The 14,575-nt window shown below is 51.0% G+C and carries 15 protein-coding genes; 6 read left to right on the top strand and 9 right to left on the bottom strand.

Annotated elements, in window-relative coordinates; genetic code table 11:
• Nucleotides 1–26: 26 nt before the first annotated feature.
• Genes pdxJ through HQ50_RS05225 form a run of 5 tightly spaced genes read left to right on the top strand, consistent with a single transcriptional unit; the run spans nt 27 to nt 3,324 of the window.
• Nucleotides 27–743: a pyridoxine 5'-phosphate synthase gene (gene pdxJ / locus HQ50_RS05245; protein WP_039428868.1), complete on the top strand. Its 717-nt coding sequence runs from the start codon at nt 27–29 to the stop codon at nt 741–743.
• Nucleotides 744–781: 38 nt separating this feature from the next.
• Nucleotides 782–1,516 (top strand): MotA/TolQ/ExbB proton channel family protein, encoded by a 735-nt coding sequence (locus HQ50_RS05240; RefSeq protein WP_018965043.1) that lies wholly within the window; start codon nt 782–784, stop codon nt 1,514–1,516.
• Nucleotides 1,513–1,932: a biopolymer transporter ExbD gene (locus tag HQ50_RS05235; protein ID WP_010956094.1), complete on the top strand. Its 420-nt coding sequence runs from the start codon at nt 1,513–1,515 to the stop codon at nt 1,930–1,932. Before HQ50_RS05240 ends, HQ50_RS05235 begins: the two co-directional genes overlap by 4 nt.
• A gap of 4 nt (nt 1,933–1,936) precedes the next feature.
• Nucleotides 1,937–2,764 (top strand): energy transducer TonB, encoded by an 828-nt coding sequence (locus tag HQ50_RS05230; RefSeq protein ID WP_018965042.1) that lies wholly within the window; start codon nt 1,937–1,939, stop codon nt 2,762–2,764.
• Between the two features lie 14 nt (nt 2,765–2,778).
• Complete coding sequence (locus HQ50_RS05225; protein ID WP_039428865.1) at nt 2,779–3,324, top strand: DJ-1 family glyoxalase III; 546 nt, start codon at nt 2,779–2,781, stop codon at nt 3,322–3,324.
• A gap of 107 nt (nt 3,325–3,431) precedes the next feature.
• Here the strand turns inward: HQ50_RS05225 and prmA are convergent, their stop codons facing one another.
• The 6 genes from prmA to HQ50_RS11260 form a co-directional block, all read right to left on the bottom strand.
• On the bottom strand, nt 3,432–4,295 hold the full coding sequence (gene prmA, locus HQ50_RS05220; protein ID WP_039428863.1) for a 50S ribosomal protein L11 methyltransferase: 864 nt from the start codon (nt 4,293–4,295) through the stop codon (nt 3,432–3,434).
• Entirely contained in the window at nt 4,292–5,656 is a 1,365-nt protein-coding gene (locus HQ50_RS05215) for an MATE family efflux transporter (protein WP_039419758.1), read from the bottom strand. The genes prmA and HQ50_RS05215 overlap by 4 nt, the downstream gene beginning before the upstream one ends.
• Complete coding sequence (gene thiL, locus HQ50_RS05210; RefSeq protein WP_018965038.1) at nt 5,649–6,689, bottom strand: thiamine-phosphate kinase; 1,041 nt, start codon at nt 6,687–6,689, stop codon at nt 5,649–5,651. The genes HQ50_RS05215 and thiL overlap by 8 nt, the downstream gene beginning before the upstream one ends.
• A gap of 5 nt (nt 6,690–6,694) precedes the next feature.
• Nucleotides 6,695–7,768 (bottom strand): tetraacyldisaccharide 4'-kinase, encoded by a 1,074-nt coding sequence (gene lpxK, locus HQ50_RS05205; protein ID WP_039421836.1) that lies wholly within the window; start codon nt 7,766–7,768, stop codon nt 6,695–6,697.
• Between the two features lie 29 nt (nt 7,769–7,797).
• On the bottom strand, nt 7,798–9,585 hold the full coding sequence (gene sppA / locus HQ50_RS05200; RefSeq protein WP_039428861.1) for a signal peptide peptidase SppA: 1,788 nt from the start codon (nt 9,583–9,585) through the stop codon (nt 7,798–7,800).
• Between the two features lie 292 nt (nt 9,586–9,877).
• Nucleotides 9,878–10,042 (bottom strand): DUF1661 domain-containing protein, encoded by a 165-nt coding sequence (locus HQ50_RS11260; RefSeq protein ID WP_152566877.1) that lies wholly within the window; start codon nt 10,040–10,042, stop codon nt 9,878–9,880.
• Between HQ50_RS11260 and HQ50_RS12540 the strand changes: the two genes are divergently transcribed.
• Nucleotides 10,011–10,103: a DUF1661 domain-containing protein gene (locus tag HQ50_RS12540; RefSeq protein ID WP_160216972.1), complete on the top strand. Its 93-nt coding sequence runs from the start codon at nt 10,011–10,013 to the stop codon at nt 10,101–10,103. The two genes, HQ50_RS11260 and HQ50_RS12540, sit on opposite strands and share 32 nt — an antisense overlap.
• Nucleotides 10,104–10,247: 144 nt before the next feature.
• Here HQ50_RS12540 and HQ50_RS05195 read toward each other — a convergent pair whose 3' ends face one another.
• Genes HQ50_RS05195 through HQ50_RS05185 form a run of 3 tightly spaced genes read right to left on the bottom strand, consistent with a single transcriptional unit; the run spans nt 10,248 to nt 14,570 of the window.
• Nucleotides 10,248–12,368 (bottom strand): TonB-dependent hemoglobin/transferrin/lactoferrin family receptor, encoded by a 2,121-nt coding sequence (locus tag HQ50_RS05195; protein ID WP_018965035.1) that lies wholly within the window; start codon nt 12,366–12,368, stop codon nt 10,248–10,250.
• 13 nt (nt 12,369–12,381) lie between these two features.
• Entirely contained in the window at nt 12,382–13,545 is a 1,164-nt protein-coding gene (locus tag HQ50_RS05190) for an adenosylcobinamide amidohydrolase (RefSeq protein ID WP_039429223.1), read from the bottom strand.
• Nucleotides 13,546–13,568: 23 nt separating this feature from the next.
• Nucleotides 13,569–14,570 carry an ABC transporter ATP-binding protein gene (locus tag HQ50_RS05185; RefSeq protein ID WP_039428857.1) on the bottom strand — a complete coding sequence of 334 codons (1,002 nt, stop codon included), beginning with the start codon at nt 14,568–14,570 and terminating at the stop codon, nt 13,569–13,571.
• Nucleotides 14,571–14,575: the final 5 nt, after the last annotated feature.

Below are 14,575 nucleotides of genomic sequence, written 5' to 3'. Positions count from 1 at the left end.
GGTTCGCAAAATTAGTAATAATCAGAATGACAAGGCTAAGCGTAAATGTAAATAAGATAGCTACCCTCCGCAATGCACGCGGAGGCAATGTCCCCGATGTCCTCCAAGTGGCTCTCGACTGTGAGCGGTTCGGCGCACAGGGGATTACCGTCCATCCGCGTCCCGACGAACGCCATATCCGTCGGTCGGATGTGTACGACCTGAAAAAGGCACTGACCACAGAGTTCAACATAGAGGGCAATCCCGACGAGCGTTTCATCCGGCTGATCGAGGAAATCCGTCCCCAGCAGGTGACCATGGTACCCGATGCCCCCGATGTCCTGACCTCTAATGCCGGATGGGATGTAGCCCGGAACTACGACCATCTCTGTCGTCTGGTGGAGCAGTTCCATACCTGGGGTATCAGGACTTCCATATTCATCGATACCGACTTGGACAATATCTCGTGGGCTGCCAAGACAGGCACAGACCGGATAGAGCTATACACCGAGCCGTATGCAGCCACCTATCATAAGGACATGGCTGCTGCCGTACAGCCCTATGTCAAGGCTTCGGCACACGCTCATTCGCTCGGTCTCGGTATCAATGCCGGACACGACTTGAATCTGGACAACCTCCGTTACTTTGCCGAACGACTGCCCTATTTGGACGAAGTTTCCATCGGCCATGCACTGATTGCCGATGCTCTCTATTTGGGACTGGAGGAGACCATCAGACAATATCGAGACCAACTCGCGTTATAAATAAAAATCGAAACAGTAACAATCACATTGATAATCCAATGAATATCCCAAGCATTCCTTTTCTGCAAATCCCCGTTCAGTCGGCAGGGACTCCTATCGACTCCCTCGCTACTGTCAATACTCCCGTTGCCGCACCGGCAGAAGCTACCCTGTCCATTATGGATCTGGCTCTCAAAGGCGGTTGGATCATGGTCGTACTGGCAGTCCTTTCGCTCTTGGCCATCTACATATTCGTTCGCAAGGTGATGGAGATCAGGGCTGCCGGCAGGGAGGACAATTCGTTCATGGATCGGATCAAGGACTATATCCACGAGGGTAAGATAGAATCGGCCATGCGTCTTTGTCAGGACAGGGCTACCCCTTCTGCCCGTATGATAGCCAAGGGGATCACCCGACTGGGACGACCGATGAACGACATACTGGTAGCCGTAGAGAATACCGGAAACATCGAAATCGGTAAGCTGGAAAAAGGACTGCCCATTATTGCCACCATTGCAGCCGGAGCACCCATGATCGGGTTCTTGGGTACTGTAACGGGTATGGTGCGTGCTTTCTTCGATATGGCCAATGCCGGCAACGGTGGGGTGGACGTAGCGCTCCTGTCGGGTGGTATTTACGAAGCCTTGGTAACGACTGTAGGCGGCCTTGTGGTCGGTATCGTAACGCTCTTCGCCTACAACTATCTCGTAGCTCAGGTGGATAAGGTGGTCAACAAGATGGAAACCAAGACTCTTGAGTTTATGGATCTCCTTAACGAACCCATCAAAAAATGAGTCTGAAACGTAAAACCAAGGTCACGGAAGTCTTTAGCATGGCTTCTATGACCGACGTGATTTTCCTGCTGCTCATCTTCTTCATGGTGACCAGTACGCTCATCGTACCCAATGCGTTGCGCGTATCTCTTCCCTCTGCCAACAAACAACCTGCCCCCGAAGCTCCTTTGGCACGGATCACTATTTCAGAAGATATGCGCTATTTCGCCGCTTTCGGTCAGGACAAAGGGCATGAGGTCGCTTTCGAGGAGATACTTCCCCTCTTGCTTCAGGAGCAGAGTCGCAATCCCGAAATGTACGTAGCCATATACGCCGACGAGAATGTCCCGTATCGCGAGATCGTGAAGGTGCTGAGTATGGCCGGGGAGAATAAGATGAAGGTGGTGCTGGCCACCAAAGCCCAAAGTAAAAAGTAAATTCATGCAACAAGAGAAAGTCAAACGCAATGCCGTTGCCATAGCCGTATCGGTGGGGGCACATGTCGCACTGATCGCCCTCTTGTTCGTGCTGCATCTTCGTGCCGCTCCGCGCGAAGAACCGGAAGAGCTGATACTCGTCAATTTCGGAATCACGGAGCTTTCGTCCGGAGCTTTCGAGCCGGCACCACAGGAAACGGCATCCAATCCCGATGTACAGACGGAACAAACTCCAACGCAGAAACAGCCCGCAGTCAAAAAGCCACAGGCACCGGCCGAGTCCGACCTCCATCAGGACGTAGAGCCGGCTCCTCACTTGGCCAAAGCCGAAAAGGCCCGTCAAGAAGCTGAAATGAAACGCAAGCGTGAAGCTGAAGAGGCTCGCAAACGGGCAGAGGCAGCTGCGGAAGCCGAGCGTAAGCGCAAGGCCGAAGCAGGCAAGGCTATCAATAATAATGTGGCCGGAGCATTCGGAAGAGGTGCCGAGCAAGGCAATACACAAGGTACGGGCACACAGGCCAATGGCAATCAGGGCAATCCCGGAGGTAGCGGTTCTTCGTACTCGCTCACCGGCCGTACTATCGTGGGCAATGGTGGCTATCCGGAAAAGCCTCGCTACAGCAAACCTATTCGTGGAACGGTACGGGTAAACATCGTCGTGAACAATGCCGGACGAGTAACCGATGCTTCCATCCGTCTGCGCGGTACCAATATCACGGATGCTGCCGCTCAGCGAGCGGCTATAGAGGCAGCCAAGACTACTCGTTTCAATGCCATAGCAGGGGGCGGAGATCAGGAGGGAGTGATCACCTATCATTTCGACATCAAGTAAAAAACATAAGGAATATGAAAAAGACAGCATTAGTATTTCTGGCTCCCGGTTTCGAAGAGACCGAAGCCGTAGGCACGCTCGACATTCTTCGTCGGGGAGGCGTAGCCGCCGAATTTGTTTCCATTACGGATTCGCTCTATGTAGAGGGAGCCAATGGGATCACCGTTAAGGCCGATCGTCTGATGACCGATTTGCCGGCAGTGGATGCTTTGGTTTTGCCGGGAGGATTCCCCGGAGCGGATAATCTGAATAGCTGCGAACCTCTTCGCCGACTTCTAAGCGAACATTATGCCGCCCAAAAGCTTGTGGCAGCTATCTGTGCCGCTCCTCTGGTATTCGGTGGTTTGGGTTTTGTCTGTGGCAGAAAAGCTACTTGCTATCCGGGCTTTGAATCCAAACTCGAAGGTGCCGATTATACGGGTGAGGCTGCCACACGTGACGGACATGTTATTACAGGCAAAGGCCCTGCCTGTGTCTTTGCATTTGCCATAGAAGTGGTTCGTTACCTATGCGGTGATCAGGTAGCCGATGAGATCGCCGCCGGCACACTCTTCAGATAAATCGAATATCCTATACCTCACAAAAAGAAAGTGTCCCGTACTGCAAGGTGTGGGACACTTTCTTTTTAGTTTCCTATGCTTCCCGAAGCTCTCGCCCCTTTTGTCTTTTAGGAGCCAGCGGTAAACCGCAGTGCAGCCCAGTTGTTACGTGAGCGTGTTTCCGAATGAGTCAGACCCAGCGTTTCGGCGCATTCAGTAAGGATCGGTATATCCTCCGTATAGAAACCGCTTAACAGCAGGGTGCCACCATTACCGAGTCGGGATCTGTATGCGGACATATCGTTCAGCAGAATATTACGATTGATGTTTGCGATAATCAGATCGAACATCGGACAATCGGCAAGAAGAGATGCGTCGCCTATACGAACATCAATATCCCGAATTCCATTGAGAGCTGCATTCTCGCCCGTGTTGCGTATGCACCAGTCGTCTATGTCGATAGCTGTGACAGAAGAGGCTCCGAGCTTGCGAGCTAAGATGGCAAGGATCCCCGTACCGCAACCCATGTCCAGAACTCTCAATCCACGCAAATCCATATCGAGAAGATAGCTCATCATCAGCGAAGTAGTCTCATGGTGCCCTGTCCCAAAGGCCATTTGAGGAGAAATAATCAGCTCGAGTGGTATATCTGGATCGGTCGGATGGAAAGGTGCTCGTACGAGGCATTTGTCTTCGATCCGAATGGGGCGGAAGAAGTTCTTTTCCCACTGTTCGTTCCAGTTGATGTCGGGCTGGATCTCGGATGAGTATTGCCACAGAAGATCCGGCAGCAGAAACCGCTCCAATAGTGCAGGAATGTTGGATACTATATCGGTGGAGGCAGGGATATAGGCACGAAGACAAGTCTCGTTTTGCTCGAAACTCTCGAATCCTATTTCGGCAAGTTCGGCACTAAGCAGGTCGTATGCCGTCTCCAAAGTCAGTTCGTTCGGTCGGCATGTGAGTTCGAATGTGTATGCGATGTATTTCATTGCGAAGCAGGTAGGGGTTGGCTATGTCGTTTGATGCGTCTGTTGAGATAGGGCAGTCCACACACGATGGCTACACCTTTGAGCATGGATGAGAGGCTGATTGCCCACCATACGGATTCTAGTCCGAAGCCCATACCGATAAGCAGCAAAGCCAGCGGAATCCGCAGGAGGTTCCCCCCGATACTGATAACGGCAGGGAAAACCGTCCGTGCCGTCCCGTAGAACAGGCCTTGAGTGGCTATTTCCAACATCATCAGTAGCTGGGAATAGCCACTGATGCGCAGATAGATACCTCCCGACAGGTAGGCTTCTTTTTCCGGTACTACGAGCCGGAAGACTTCATTACCGAAGAAAACGAAAAGCACTGTGCCGAGAATGCCGAAAACGGAGCAGTAGAGTAGGGTATAACGATAGGCAGAAAATATACGTTTGCCCTGACGGGCAGCGTAATTATGAGCCACGAAAGTAGCTAGTGCCGTGCTGAATCCTTGCGAAGTATTCCAAGTGATGGCTTCCAGCTGTCCGCCCGTAGTCAGCGTTGCCACTCCGATATGTCCTCCTTGCTGCGAAGCCAGACGGCCAAGCATCATATTGATGATGGCGAAGAGAGAGTTGAGAGCAGCTACAGGCAGACCGATACGCAAGATGCGACCGCTATGTATATTGTCCGGTCGGACGAAGAACGGGAAGCAATCCAACAGCTTGTCCTGCCATCTGAGCCTGTAAACGAACAGAACGAATACGAATATCTGAGCGATCAGCGTGGCTATGGCCGCTCCGATCGTCCCCCATCCCAGTCCGAATATCAGCAACGGATCCAGAATCATATTGAGTACCAGCCCCGTGCTACTGACCTTGAAGGGTATAGAACTGAGGCCGGCTCCGTTGTAGATGCCACTGAATGCGGTGGCTGCAAAGGTGAAAGGCAGGCCGCATGCCACTATGCGCAGGTAGGTAAGAGCCAAAGCGTGTACATCGTCCTCCAAATGATATATGCCGAGGAAAAGGTGTGGGAAAAGGAAAAACAGAAGAGCGATGACGGAGGAGATCAGCAGGGACATCGAAACGTTGTGCGAAGCGTATCGCCGTGCTTCCTCGATGGAACCCTTGCCAAGGCTGTGGCCTATCGTCACTTCACTGCCGGTCTTATTGATAGCCGATATGGAGCTGGAGAGCCACGTCAGTACCGCCACAATACCTACGGCTGCTACGGATTTGCTCCCCAACCGGCCTAACCAGGCCATATCGGTAAAGCTATAGGCCATCTGCACGAAAGAAGTACCCATGATGGGCAGAGCCAGTCGGAGCAGACGTCCTTTTATTTCCCCTTCTGTGAGGTTTTGCAGTCGGATACTACCCATTCAGAGCCTTTGCTGCATTCCATCCTTGTGCCACCAAGGTAATCTCCGTTCCGTCTCGTGCCACGAGGACGTGACCGTCGGCCTCTTCCGTAATATGGCCGATCAGGCGGATGCCCTCTATTCGCTGAATATCATCGAGACGGGCGAGAGGTACGGTAAACAACAATTCGTAGTCCTCACCCCCGTTCAGAGCGGCTGTGGAGAGATTCATGTTGAACTCTTCCGCCATGGCTGCCGTCTGGTAGTCGATGGGCAATTTGTCGTCATATATACGGATGCCGACCTTTCCGGCATGCGCTATATGGAGGAGTTCGGACGATAGCCCGTCCGATATGTCCATCATGGCTGTCGGTTTGATGCCGGCTGAGCGTAGCTTCTCCACGATGTCTTTGCGCGCTTCCGGTTTCAGTTGTCTTTCGAGTATGTACTCATGACCGGCGAAATCCGGTGCAAAGTCCTTCTCTCCCCGGTAAACCGCTTTCTCACGCTCCAGTAGCTGGAGTCCCATATAGGCTGCGCCGAGGTCTCCGCTCACGCAGATCAGATCGGTCGGTTTGGCTCCGCTGCGATACACTATTTCCTCTTCTCGTGCCTCCCCGATGCAGGTCAGGCTCAGACACAATCCGGTAAGCGACGCCGAGGTATCGCCTCCTACGAGGTCTACGCCGTAGACATCGCAGGCCGTGAGGATACCCTGATAGATCTGTTCTATATCCTCTACCGAGAACCGTGCCGATACGCCGATGGAGACCGTCAGCTGCCGCGGTGTGCCGTTCATGGCATATATGTCGGAGAAGTTTACTACCGCACTCTTGTATCCCAAATGTTTGAGAGGGGTATAAGTGAGGTCGAAGTGGATTCCTTCGAGGAGCATATCGGTGGTGACAAGTGCTTTCATGCCTTCATCGAATGAGATGACGGCAGCATCGTCCCCTATGCCTTTGAGGGTGCCGGGGTTTTTCAGTCGGACGCAATCGGTGAGGTGCCGGATGAGTCCGAACTCACCCAGAGAAGATATTTCAGTACGTTTCATTACGCTTATTTTTTGTGTTGGATGACTCCCAGCAGCCTATCGACAAATACTTTTTCCTGATCGAACATCAGCTTTACTTCTACCGGCAGGTAATAAAATCTTTCCTGCATCTCTTGCGGAAAAGAAGATCGCCGTAGGGCCAGTCGCATGGCATCTTTCTCGGTACATACCACTATGGCATCGGCATCTTTCCGGCACAGTTCCTGCCAATCTTCGACGAGCAGACCGATCTCTCTGGCGGTGAACTCATGATGATCCGGATAGCTGCGATCCATTCCGGAAGGGAATCGGGTACGGATCTCTCGGAAGAACAGTTTCGGACTTGCTATTCCGGCGATAGCCAGCACAGAGTGTACTTCTGCCGAAGGAGGCTGATCGGAAAACAAAGGCTTCAGTCCCTGCCCGTACAGGAATTTGGAGAAAAACAGCTTCTGATGCGGATATAAGGCCAAGTCGCGTTTGGCTGCTCGAAGATCTATGGGAGCAAGATCGTCGGGGCATTTGGTCAGGATTACCATGTCGGCTCGCTGTATAGAGCCGGCAGGCTCTCTCAGACGACCGGCCGGAAGCAGATAGTCTTTGGTCAGAATACGGTTGTAGTCTGTGAGTACTATGTTCAGGTCTGCTTTCACCTTACGGTGTTGGAAACCATCGTCCAGAATGATGAGCTGCGGCCTTTGTTCTTCTGCCAGATCGCATAGATAGCCGATGGCTCTGCTCCGGTCAGCATCTACGATGACGGTCAGGTCCGGATATTTTCGTTTGATCTGACGGGGTTCGTCTCCTATATCCCATGCAGTCGATCCTTCGGTTGCAACGATCATCCCTTTGGTTTTCCGCTTATAGCCGCGGCTAACCACCGCTATGCGATAGCGTGGATGCAGGAGCCGAATCAGGTATTCTACGTGGGGAGTCTTACCGGTGCCGCCGATGGTGATATTGCCTACACAGACGATAGGGATGTCGAAAGAGTTCGAAATCAGGACGTTCTTGTCGAAGAGATAGTTGCGCAACCTCACGCCCACCCCGTAGAGGGCGGAAAGCGGTTTGAGCCACTTGTTGATACGAGGCGCATCCATCTCTTCGGCAATTACGGTTGTCTCATTTATCAGTACGGCATGAAGTAATAGGGGAGACGTGCCTGTATGCCCGAAGGACGGGTCGGCATGGAGCGGAGTTCGCGCAGAACTTCTATTTCCGGATCGGAGAGAATGGTACTCAGGATGGCAGACTTCATATCCGCCGCTGATGAGGAGAGCAACTCTTCGAAGAAGTTGCGCTTGGTCTTGCCGTACTCTATGCTGTAGTTGCTACCGAGCTGAGCCAGTGTCGCAGCCCGTTTGATAGCTGTGTCCAGGCCTCCAAGCTCATCCACCAAACCGAGTGCAAGAGCTTTGTCGCCGAGCCATACGCGGCCTTGAGCGATGCTGTCGATCTGCGCCTTGGTGCGGTTGCGGCCTTCCGATACGCGAGTGAGGAAGAGGTCGTAGCCCTGCTCTATGTAGCGTTGGATGAGGGCACGATCTTCGACCGTCATCGGAGCAAAGGTGTTGCCCAAGTCTGCATACTTGGATGTCTGTACGACGTCCATATTCACTCCTATCTTCTTGGCTACGCCTGCAAAGTTCGGGAACATGCCGAATATGCCGATGGAGCCGGTCAGAGTCGTATGCTCTGCCACGATGCTGTTGGCTGCGCAGGCTATGTAGTATCCGCCCGAGGCTGCCACGTCGCCCATGGAGACCACGATAGGCTTTTTGGCCTTGAGATCCACTACCTGCTTCCATATCTGTTCGGAAGTGAAAGCACTACCTCCCGGAGAATTGACACGAAGTACTACGGCTTTGATGTCATTGTCATCGGCTGCTGCCTTGATTTCTTCGGCGAGTTCTTGTGTGATGGAACTACCATCGGTGTCGAACGGCTTCTTTATTATTTCTTCCGTTATTTCACCTTCGGCAAAGAGAACGGCGATCCGGCTGCCTTTCGTTTTGTTCATCGGGCCATTGGCCAGAACCTGAGAAAGCGATACGAACCGAAGCTCATCTTTCTCTCCGCGCTGGGACATCTTTTTGAGTTCTTTCTCCACATCGGTACGGTAAGCCAGCTCGTCTACGAGCTTCATTTCCACCGCTTTCTCCGCAAGGCCGAACATTTCGCCTTTGTCGGCAAACATTTTCACGGAGTCCATTGCCGTCTTGCGCGACTCTGCAATATCGGATGTGATCTTGTCCCAAAGCCCGTTTATGTATGTGGTGATTTGTTCGCGGTTGGCATCGCTCATCCCGTTGAGCATGAATGGCTCTACGGCTGCCTTGTAGGTACCAACCTTGAAGATCTCCATTTTCACGCCGAATTTGTCGAGGGCATCTTTGTAGAACATCGTTTGGGTAGCAATCCCGATAAGCCCAAGCATTCCTTTCGGATTGAGGTAGAGTTTGTCTGCAATACTGGAGAGGTAGTAACCCTTTTGGGAGTATCTGTCGGCATAGGATACGACGAACTTGCCGGACATCTTGAAATCCTGCAACGCGCGACGCAATTCCTCTGCCGATGCCATGCCGACGGAAAGGTCGTCCAGATCGAGGAAAATACCGGTTATGTTAGGATTATTTTTGGCTTGGCCGATGGCTTCGACTGCCTGTGAGAGCGATACGGCTTCGTCCTTGCCTGTGAGTATGCTCCAAGGATTGGCCGATACGATCTCAGGGAAAGAGGAATTGTCTATATGTAGGATGGAGTTTGCTTCGATTTTCGGAATAGCTCCTCCCGTTGCCTTGGAGGCAATACCGGCTACGATGCCGAAAAAGATAAATAGAGAGATACAAAACAGGATGATTCCTGCCGTTATAACCCCGAGGACCGAGGCGAAAAACATTTTGAAAAATTCTTTCATTTCAGATTTGTTATTTGATTTTGTCTTTTTGTCGTTTTAATGTCACTATTGCAAAGGTAAGTATTTAATTTACAGTGTCGCACGGGTTTTCCCTGCCAATTTCTGTCATTTTCGACGTGAAAGAGTAACGCAAAAGATAGTGATCAAAATATTCAGACTCCCCATAAAGCAGCTTTTTCCGAATGATTTATCACTCATCGTTATAGCAAGGAGAAGATGAATAATTTAGCATAGACAGCGGCCAAATTTTGATCTTTCCTTTTCGATAGAGAAGACCGTTAAGGCCTGATTCCTACAAGGCATTAAATGTATATTTCGCCGGGCTTTTTGTTTGATGGAGAGAGGAGGAAAGTGATTTTAGGAACCAAAATCCGCTGATTTTACGAACGTGTTTCTTGAAAAAAGCGCGCGACTTTTTTTCCGTTTTGGTTCGGGAATTTTTTGCTTCTCGCGCCAAAATCGAATTTTTCTCGCGCCACGTTTTTCAGTGTGTGAAACAGCGATTTTCACAGGCGTAAAGGGCCATGTCGAGAGAGGTTCGGAAGGAGGTATAAATCAGAAAGCGGATACCCACTCTCGGTATGAGAGGAATATCCGCTTTGCTCTGTGAGGATTGTACAGGGAGACTGGCTCCCTTTTATATCTGCATCTCAGGAAGAGAATTAGAAGTTGACCATAACCTTACCCATGATGTTACGTCCCGGCATGTGGTAGCCGTCTTTCTCCGTATAGAGTTCGTCCAGGATGTTGTTCAGATTCACACCGAAGGTGAGGTATTTGTTCATGTGGTAGTAAGCGGAGGCATTGAACACCATTGCTTGCGGATGGCGGAGCAGTCCCTGAGCAGCCAGTTCAGGCTCTTCTGCTGCGAGTAGTTGCTGAAGTTTGGGACGAACCTGAGGATAGTAAGCGTACCAGTTTTGCTCGATCCGGCGTCCCATGAAACGACCGTTGACCATCAGTTCAAGTCCTTCTTTACCACGGTATTCGATACCGAATGTGATGTTCTGTTTGCGAACGTAGTACATTTCGCTCCAGGGGCCATCGGTCTCGCTTTTCTTCATCTCGGAATTGAGCATGAATGTGGCGTTTGCAAATGCACGCAGAGAGAACTTATTGGCAAAGAGACTTCCGAAGTCATAAGACAAAAGGGCCTCGATACCGCTCATACGACCTTTGTCCGCGTTCATGAATGTGGTTATATTGGTGGTGTAGTCGGTGTTGGTCAGGATTATGTCTTTGTGGTCCGTGTGGAAGTAGGTTACATCGGCTTGAATACCACAGCGAGCATTACTGTATCCGATACCGAAGTCCCAAGTCATGGACTTTTCTGGTTTCAAATCTGGATTGCCGAAGGTTGTACCTAACGGCCCTACGTACTGGCCTGCTTTTTGGAAAGCATCGGGAGCCGTGAATGCACTACCGAATGTGCCATGAGCTGTAAGGCCTTTCACGAATTCATATTTGATTCCTACATTCGGATTGATCACATTGTGAGTTTCCTGTTTGGCTTCATTGTTGAGATACTTGTTCTCTTTCAGATTGAAGAACATAAAGTCGGCACGTGCACCGGCAGAGATCGATAGAGCATCGTTCAGCAGATAGAAATTGGCTTGTCCGAACAAACCGATATTGTTAGTGGCGTATCCGGGGTTGTATGGCATTGTATTTACATCCGGCTGATCGAATCTTTCCGACTCCATCGTCATATTTCGGCTGTCTACTCCGAGTACGATATTTTGTCCACCAAATGAGATCTTGTCCTGAAGCAGGGCACCATAGGTGTAGTAGTCGCTCTTGTAGTTGATGAAGCCGGTAGGATCCGCATTGTTATAGTTCTCCGATTTCTCTATGTTGAAGTAGGGGGAGAACTGAAGCGTGTGGCAGCCTTGTTTGCCGACCAGCTCGAAAGATGTCGAAGAGCGATTCAGATTTTTCTTGGATTCTCCGTAAACACCCCATATAGATCCTCCTGTAGGAATAGCATCTCCGAGGAATACGTTCTGATACAGATTCAGCGACCATTCGGGTGTGAAGTCGATGCCGAAACGCAGACGTCCCGTTGCTACAGTATAGTCACTGGCCTTCATTTTCCAACTTTTGATGCTATCTCCATCCAAGATCGTTTCTTCCAGTTTGCTTAGTGAGAGTAAGCTGTTTGATCCGGTCTTATAGTCCTTGTTCTGCTTGTCCAAGCCCAGACTAAGATCGAATGAGAAAATATCCTCAAAGCGGCCACCCAAGTTGAATGATCCGGCCATGGTTTGGTAGCTACCGCCGAATAGAGAAACGTTGCCATGGATCTTGTCCTTGGATTTGTGGGTGATGATGTTCACCACACCGCCCATGGCATTGGTGCCGTAGATGGAAGAGAACGGGCCTTTGAGGATCTCGATTTGCTCGATGTTGCTTGTGTTGAGCGTAGAGATATTGTCCGTTCCCGCAGGGATGCCGTTTACCAATACAGTTACATACTTGCCGGAAGGCTTGAAACCGCGCATACCGATGTTCGAACTAAAGCCCGGGTATTGTATGACATCGAGCGAACTTTGCGTTTTGAGGATGTCGGTCATGTTGTTGAAGCCGGACTGCTTGATGTTGCGCGATGGGATGAGTTCCATCTTGGCCGGAATCTTTTTTAGAGGTACAGCCGTGCGTGTAGAATAGACCGTGACGGTCTGAAGATTGTGTACTTGTAGCGAATCTGTCGGGACATTGTCCGTCTTGGCAAAAGCCTGCGCTGAAATACCAATCGATAATAGCGCGAAGAAAAACTTTTTCATAATTATTGATATGTTAAAGTGATGAATGAATAATTCTGTTGTGGAGTATTCTTGCAAGAGTATGGAGGCAGAGGGACAACACTCGACGATATGCCGGCACATCTTCTCCGCATACAATGTCCTTTCTGTTTGCCTCTTCGGAGATACCTTCCTCCGAAAGTATCGTATGCAATATGTTTTCGGCTGTGCAGATCATGCTCTTGTCCGAGATGATTTGCCAGCGGTTCTGGTCGCATAAATGAGCTATGGCAGCCACTGCGGCTAACAGACGATTGTCTCTGTCTATAGTGCCGATTTCTGTTTCTACAAGCTCTTTTTTCAGCTGTGGATACAGCCGGAGACATTCGGAGACGATCGCATTTTTCGTTATTCCGTAGCGTTTGGTTTGCCATTCTATCGAAGCTTGGCGTGTGGGGGTCATCTTCGTCTGTCGGGATAAGGCTTCGGTAATAGCCTCTTTCACGCTTTGGCCTATCATTTCGCCCAGAAGTACGTGTTTGCCACTATTTTGAAGCACTATCTCCGACTCCTTATTGCAGATGGCTATCAGCGAATCCGTTCCGGAGCCGGTGGCTAAATCTTCTGAATACATGCTGTTTGCCATCAGTTCCTGTAGGGCTGCCGTTTTGGCTTCGGTAGCGGTGACGAGAGCGCGTGTCAGTGTCCCTGCATCCAATGAGGCGTCGATGAACAGGAATACGTTGATGGTGCCCGGCTTGATCAGGTCGGTTTGGGTAAATTCGTTGTATGCTGCGGGTTCTCCTGCCCGTCCACCGTTTACGTCTATGCCTGCCGTGGCAACCGCCATGACCGTTACTCCGTGGTATTGGCGAGTGGCGGTCGCCGTATTTTCGATCAAGGCAGCAGTACCCATGCCCGTGGTTCTGTCAAGGGGGAGTCCCAATTCTTCCGCTAAGGTGGCGTAGTGTTCGGTCATAGTCTTTCCTCGCATCCCGACAGAGCGTTTGGCTATTACGTCGGGATCCCTCCCGCAACTGTTGTTGAAGGCATATCGGAGGTCTTCTCGGTAGCCGCCATTGAGATTGCAGGTGCTCACGACTCCTCTGCGTCCTGCGAAGCCAACGATCATACTTTCCTTCAGGTGGTAAAGAGGATCGCCCATAGGACTGTAAAACAGAGGCGTTTCTTTGTCGAAATCTATTGTAGGGTTTTGCATAGGATGGTTTGTTTCACAAGCATTCATTCGTGGTGAGCGTGCAGCGTTTGCAGCAAGGAACCGATGGAGTCGAAGCTTTTCGAAGAATCACCCTCCTGTAGAATCCAGCAGCCCTCTTCCACGGTGATTTTGCGGCCGGAGGCATTTGCGGATTCCACATAGCCATTCCGGTGCAGAGCACTCAGTGTCCATTTGTAGGCTGCACCCTGTCCTTTTACAGAAACAGGTGTAGCCGTTTTATGTTTGACCGAGAAGGCTCCGCTGTCTATATTGAAAGAAAGAGTGTCGTTGCCGAATACTTTCTCAAAACAGTGGTTCAGTACCAAATCCTCCGGTGCCCCACGACAAATCTCCCCTTGGCTGTTCATCAGCCATACCGTGTCCGCCCATTGCAGGGCCAGATCCATTTCGTGGGTAGAAACGAGGATACTCTTGTTCGTCTTGCGTGCCAATTCGCGCAGCATGATGATCACCTCCAGACGGCTTGGCAGGTCGAGGTGTGCCGTAGGTTCGTCGAGAAGCATCACGGGGGTCTGTTGGGCTAAAGCGCGGGCTATCATCACACGTTGTTTTTCTCCATCGCTTAGCTCTCCGTATTGGCGCGACTCGAATCCCGTCAGTCGGCATGCTACGAGCGATTCGTTCACAATCTCCTTGTCCTTTGCAGTCAGGCTGCCGCGATAATTGACGTAGGGATAGCGTCCGATGACGACAATATCCCGAACAGTCAGGTTTGTGGCCGCTATCTTGTCGGTCAGTACCAGACTAAGCATCTTGGCTTTTTCTCTCATACGGAGGCCGTGTATATCACGTCCGGCAATGGTGATCTTGCCTGCAATAGGCGGCAGTAATCCTGCGATGGTGTGCATAAGCGTGGATTTGCCACAGCCGTTCGGACCCATCAGCATCACCAGTTCGCCACTGAGCATGGAGAGATCGATTCGCTTCGATACGATGCGCTCCGTTTTCTTGCCTCGGTATCCGGTGGATAGTCCCCTCAGGGTCACATTGTCGGTATGGATCATCGCCG

Origin of the sequence: Porphyromonas sp. COT-052 OH4946 (assembly GCF_000765965.1) — a bacterium.
GTDB lineage: Bacteria > Bacteroidota > Bacteroidia > Bacteroidales > Porphyromonadaceae > Porphyromonas > Porphyromonas gulae.
The sequence above is the reverse complement of the archived record's forward strand: the minus strand, read 5'-3'. Positions and strand labels throughout refer to the sequence as shown.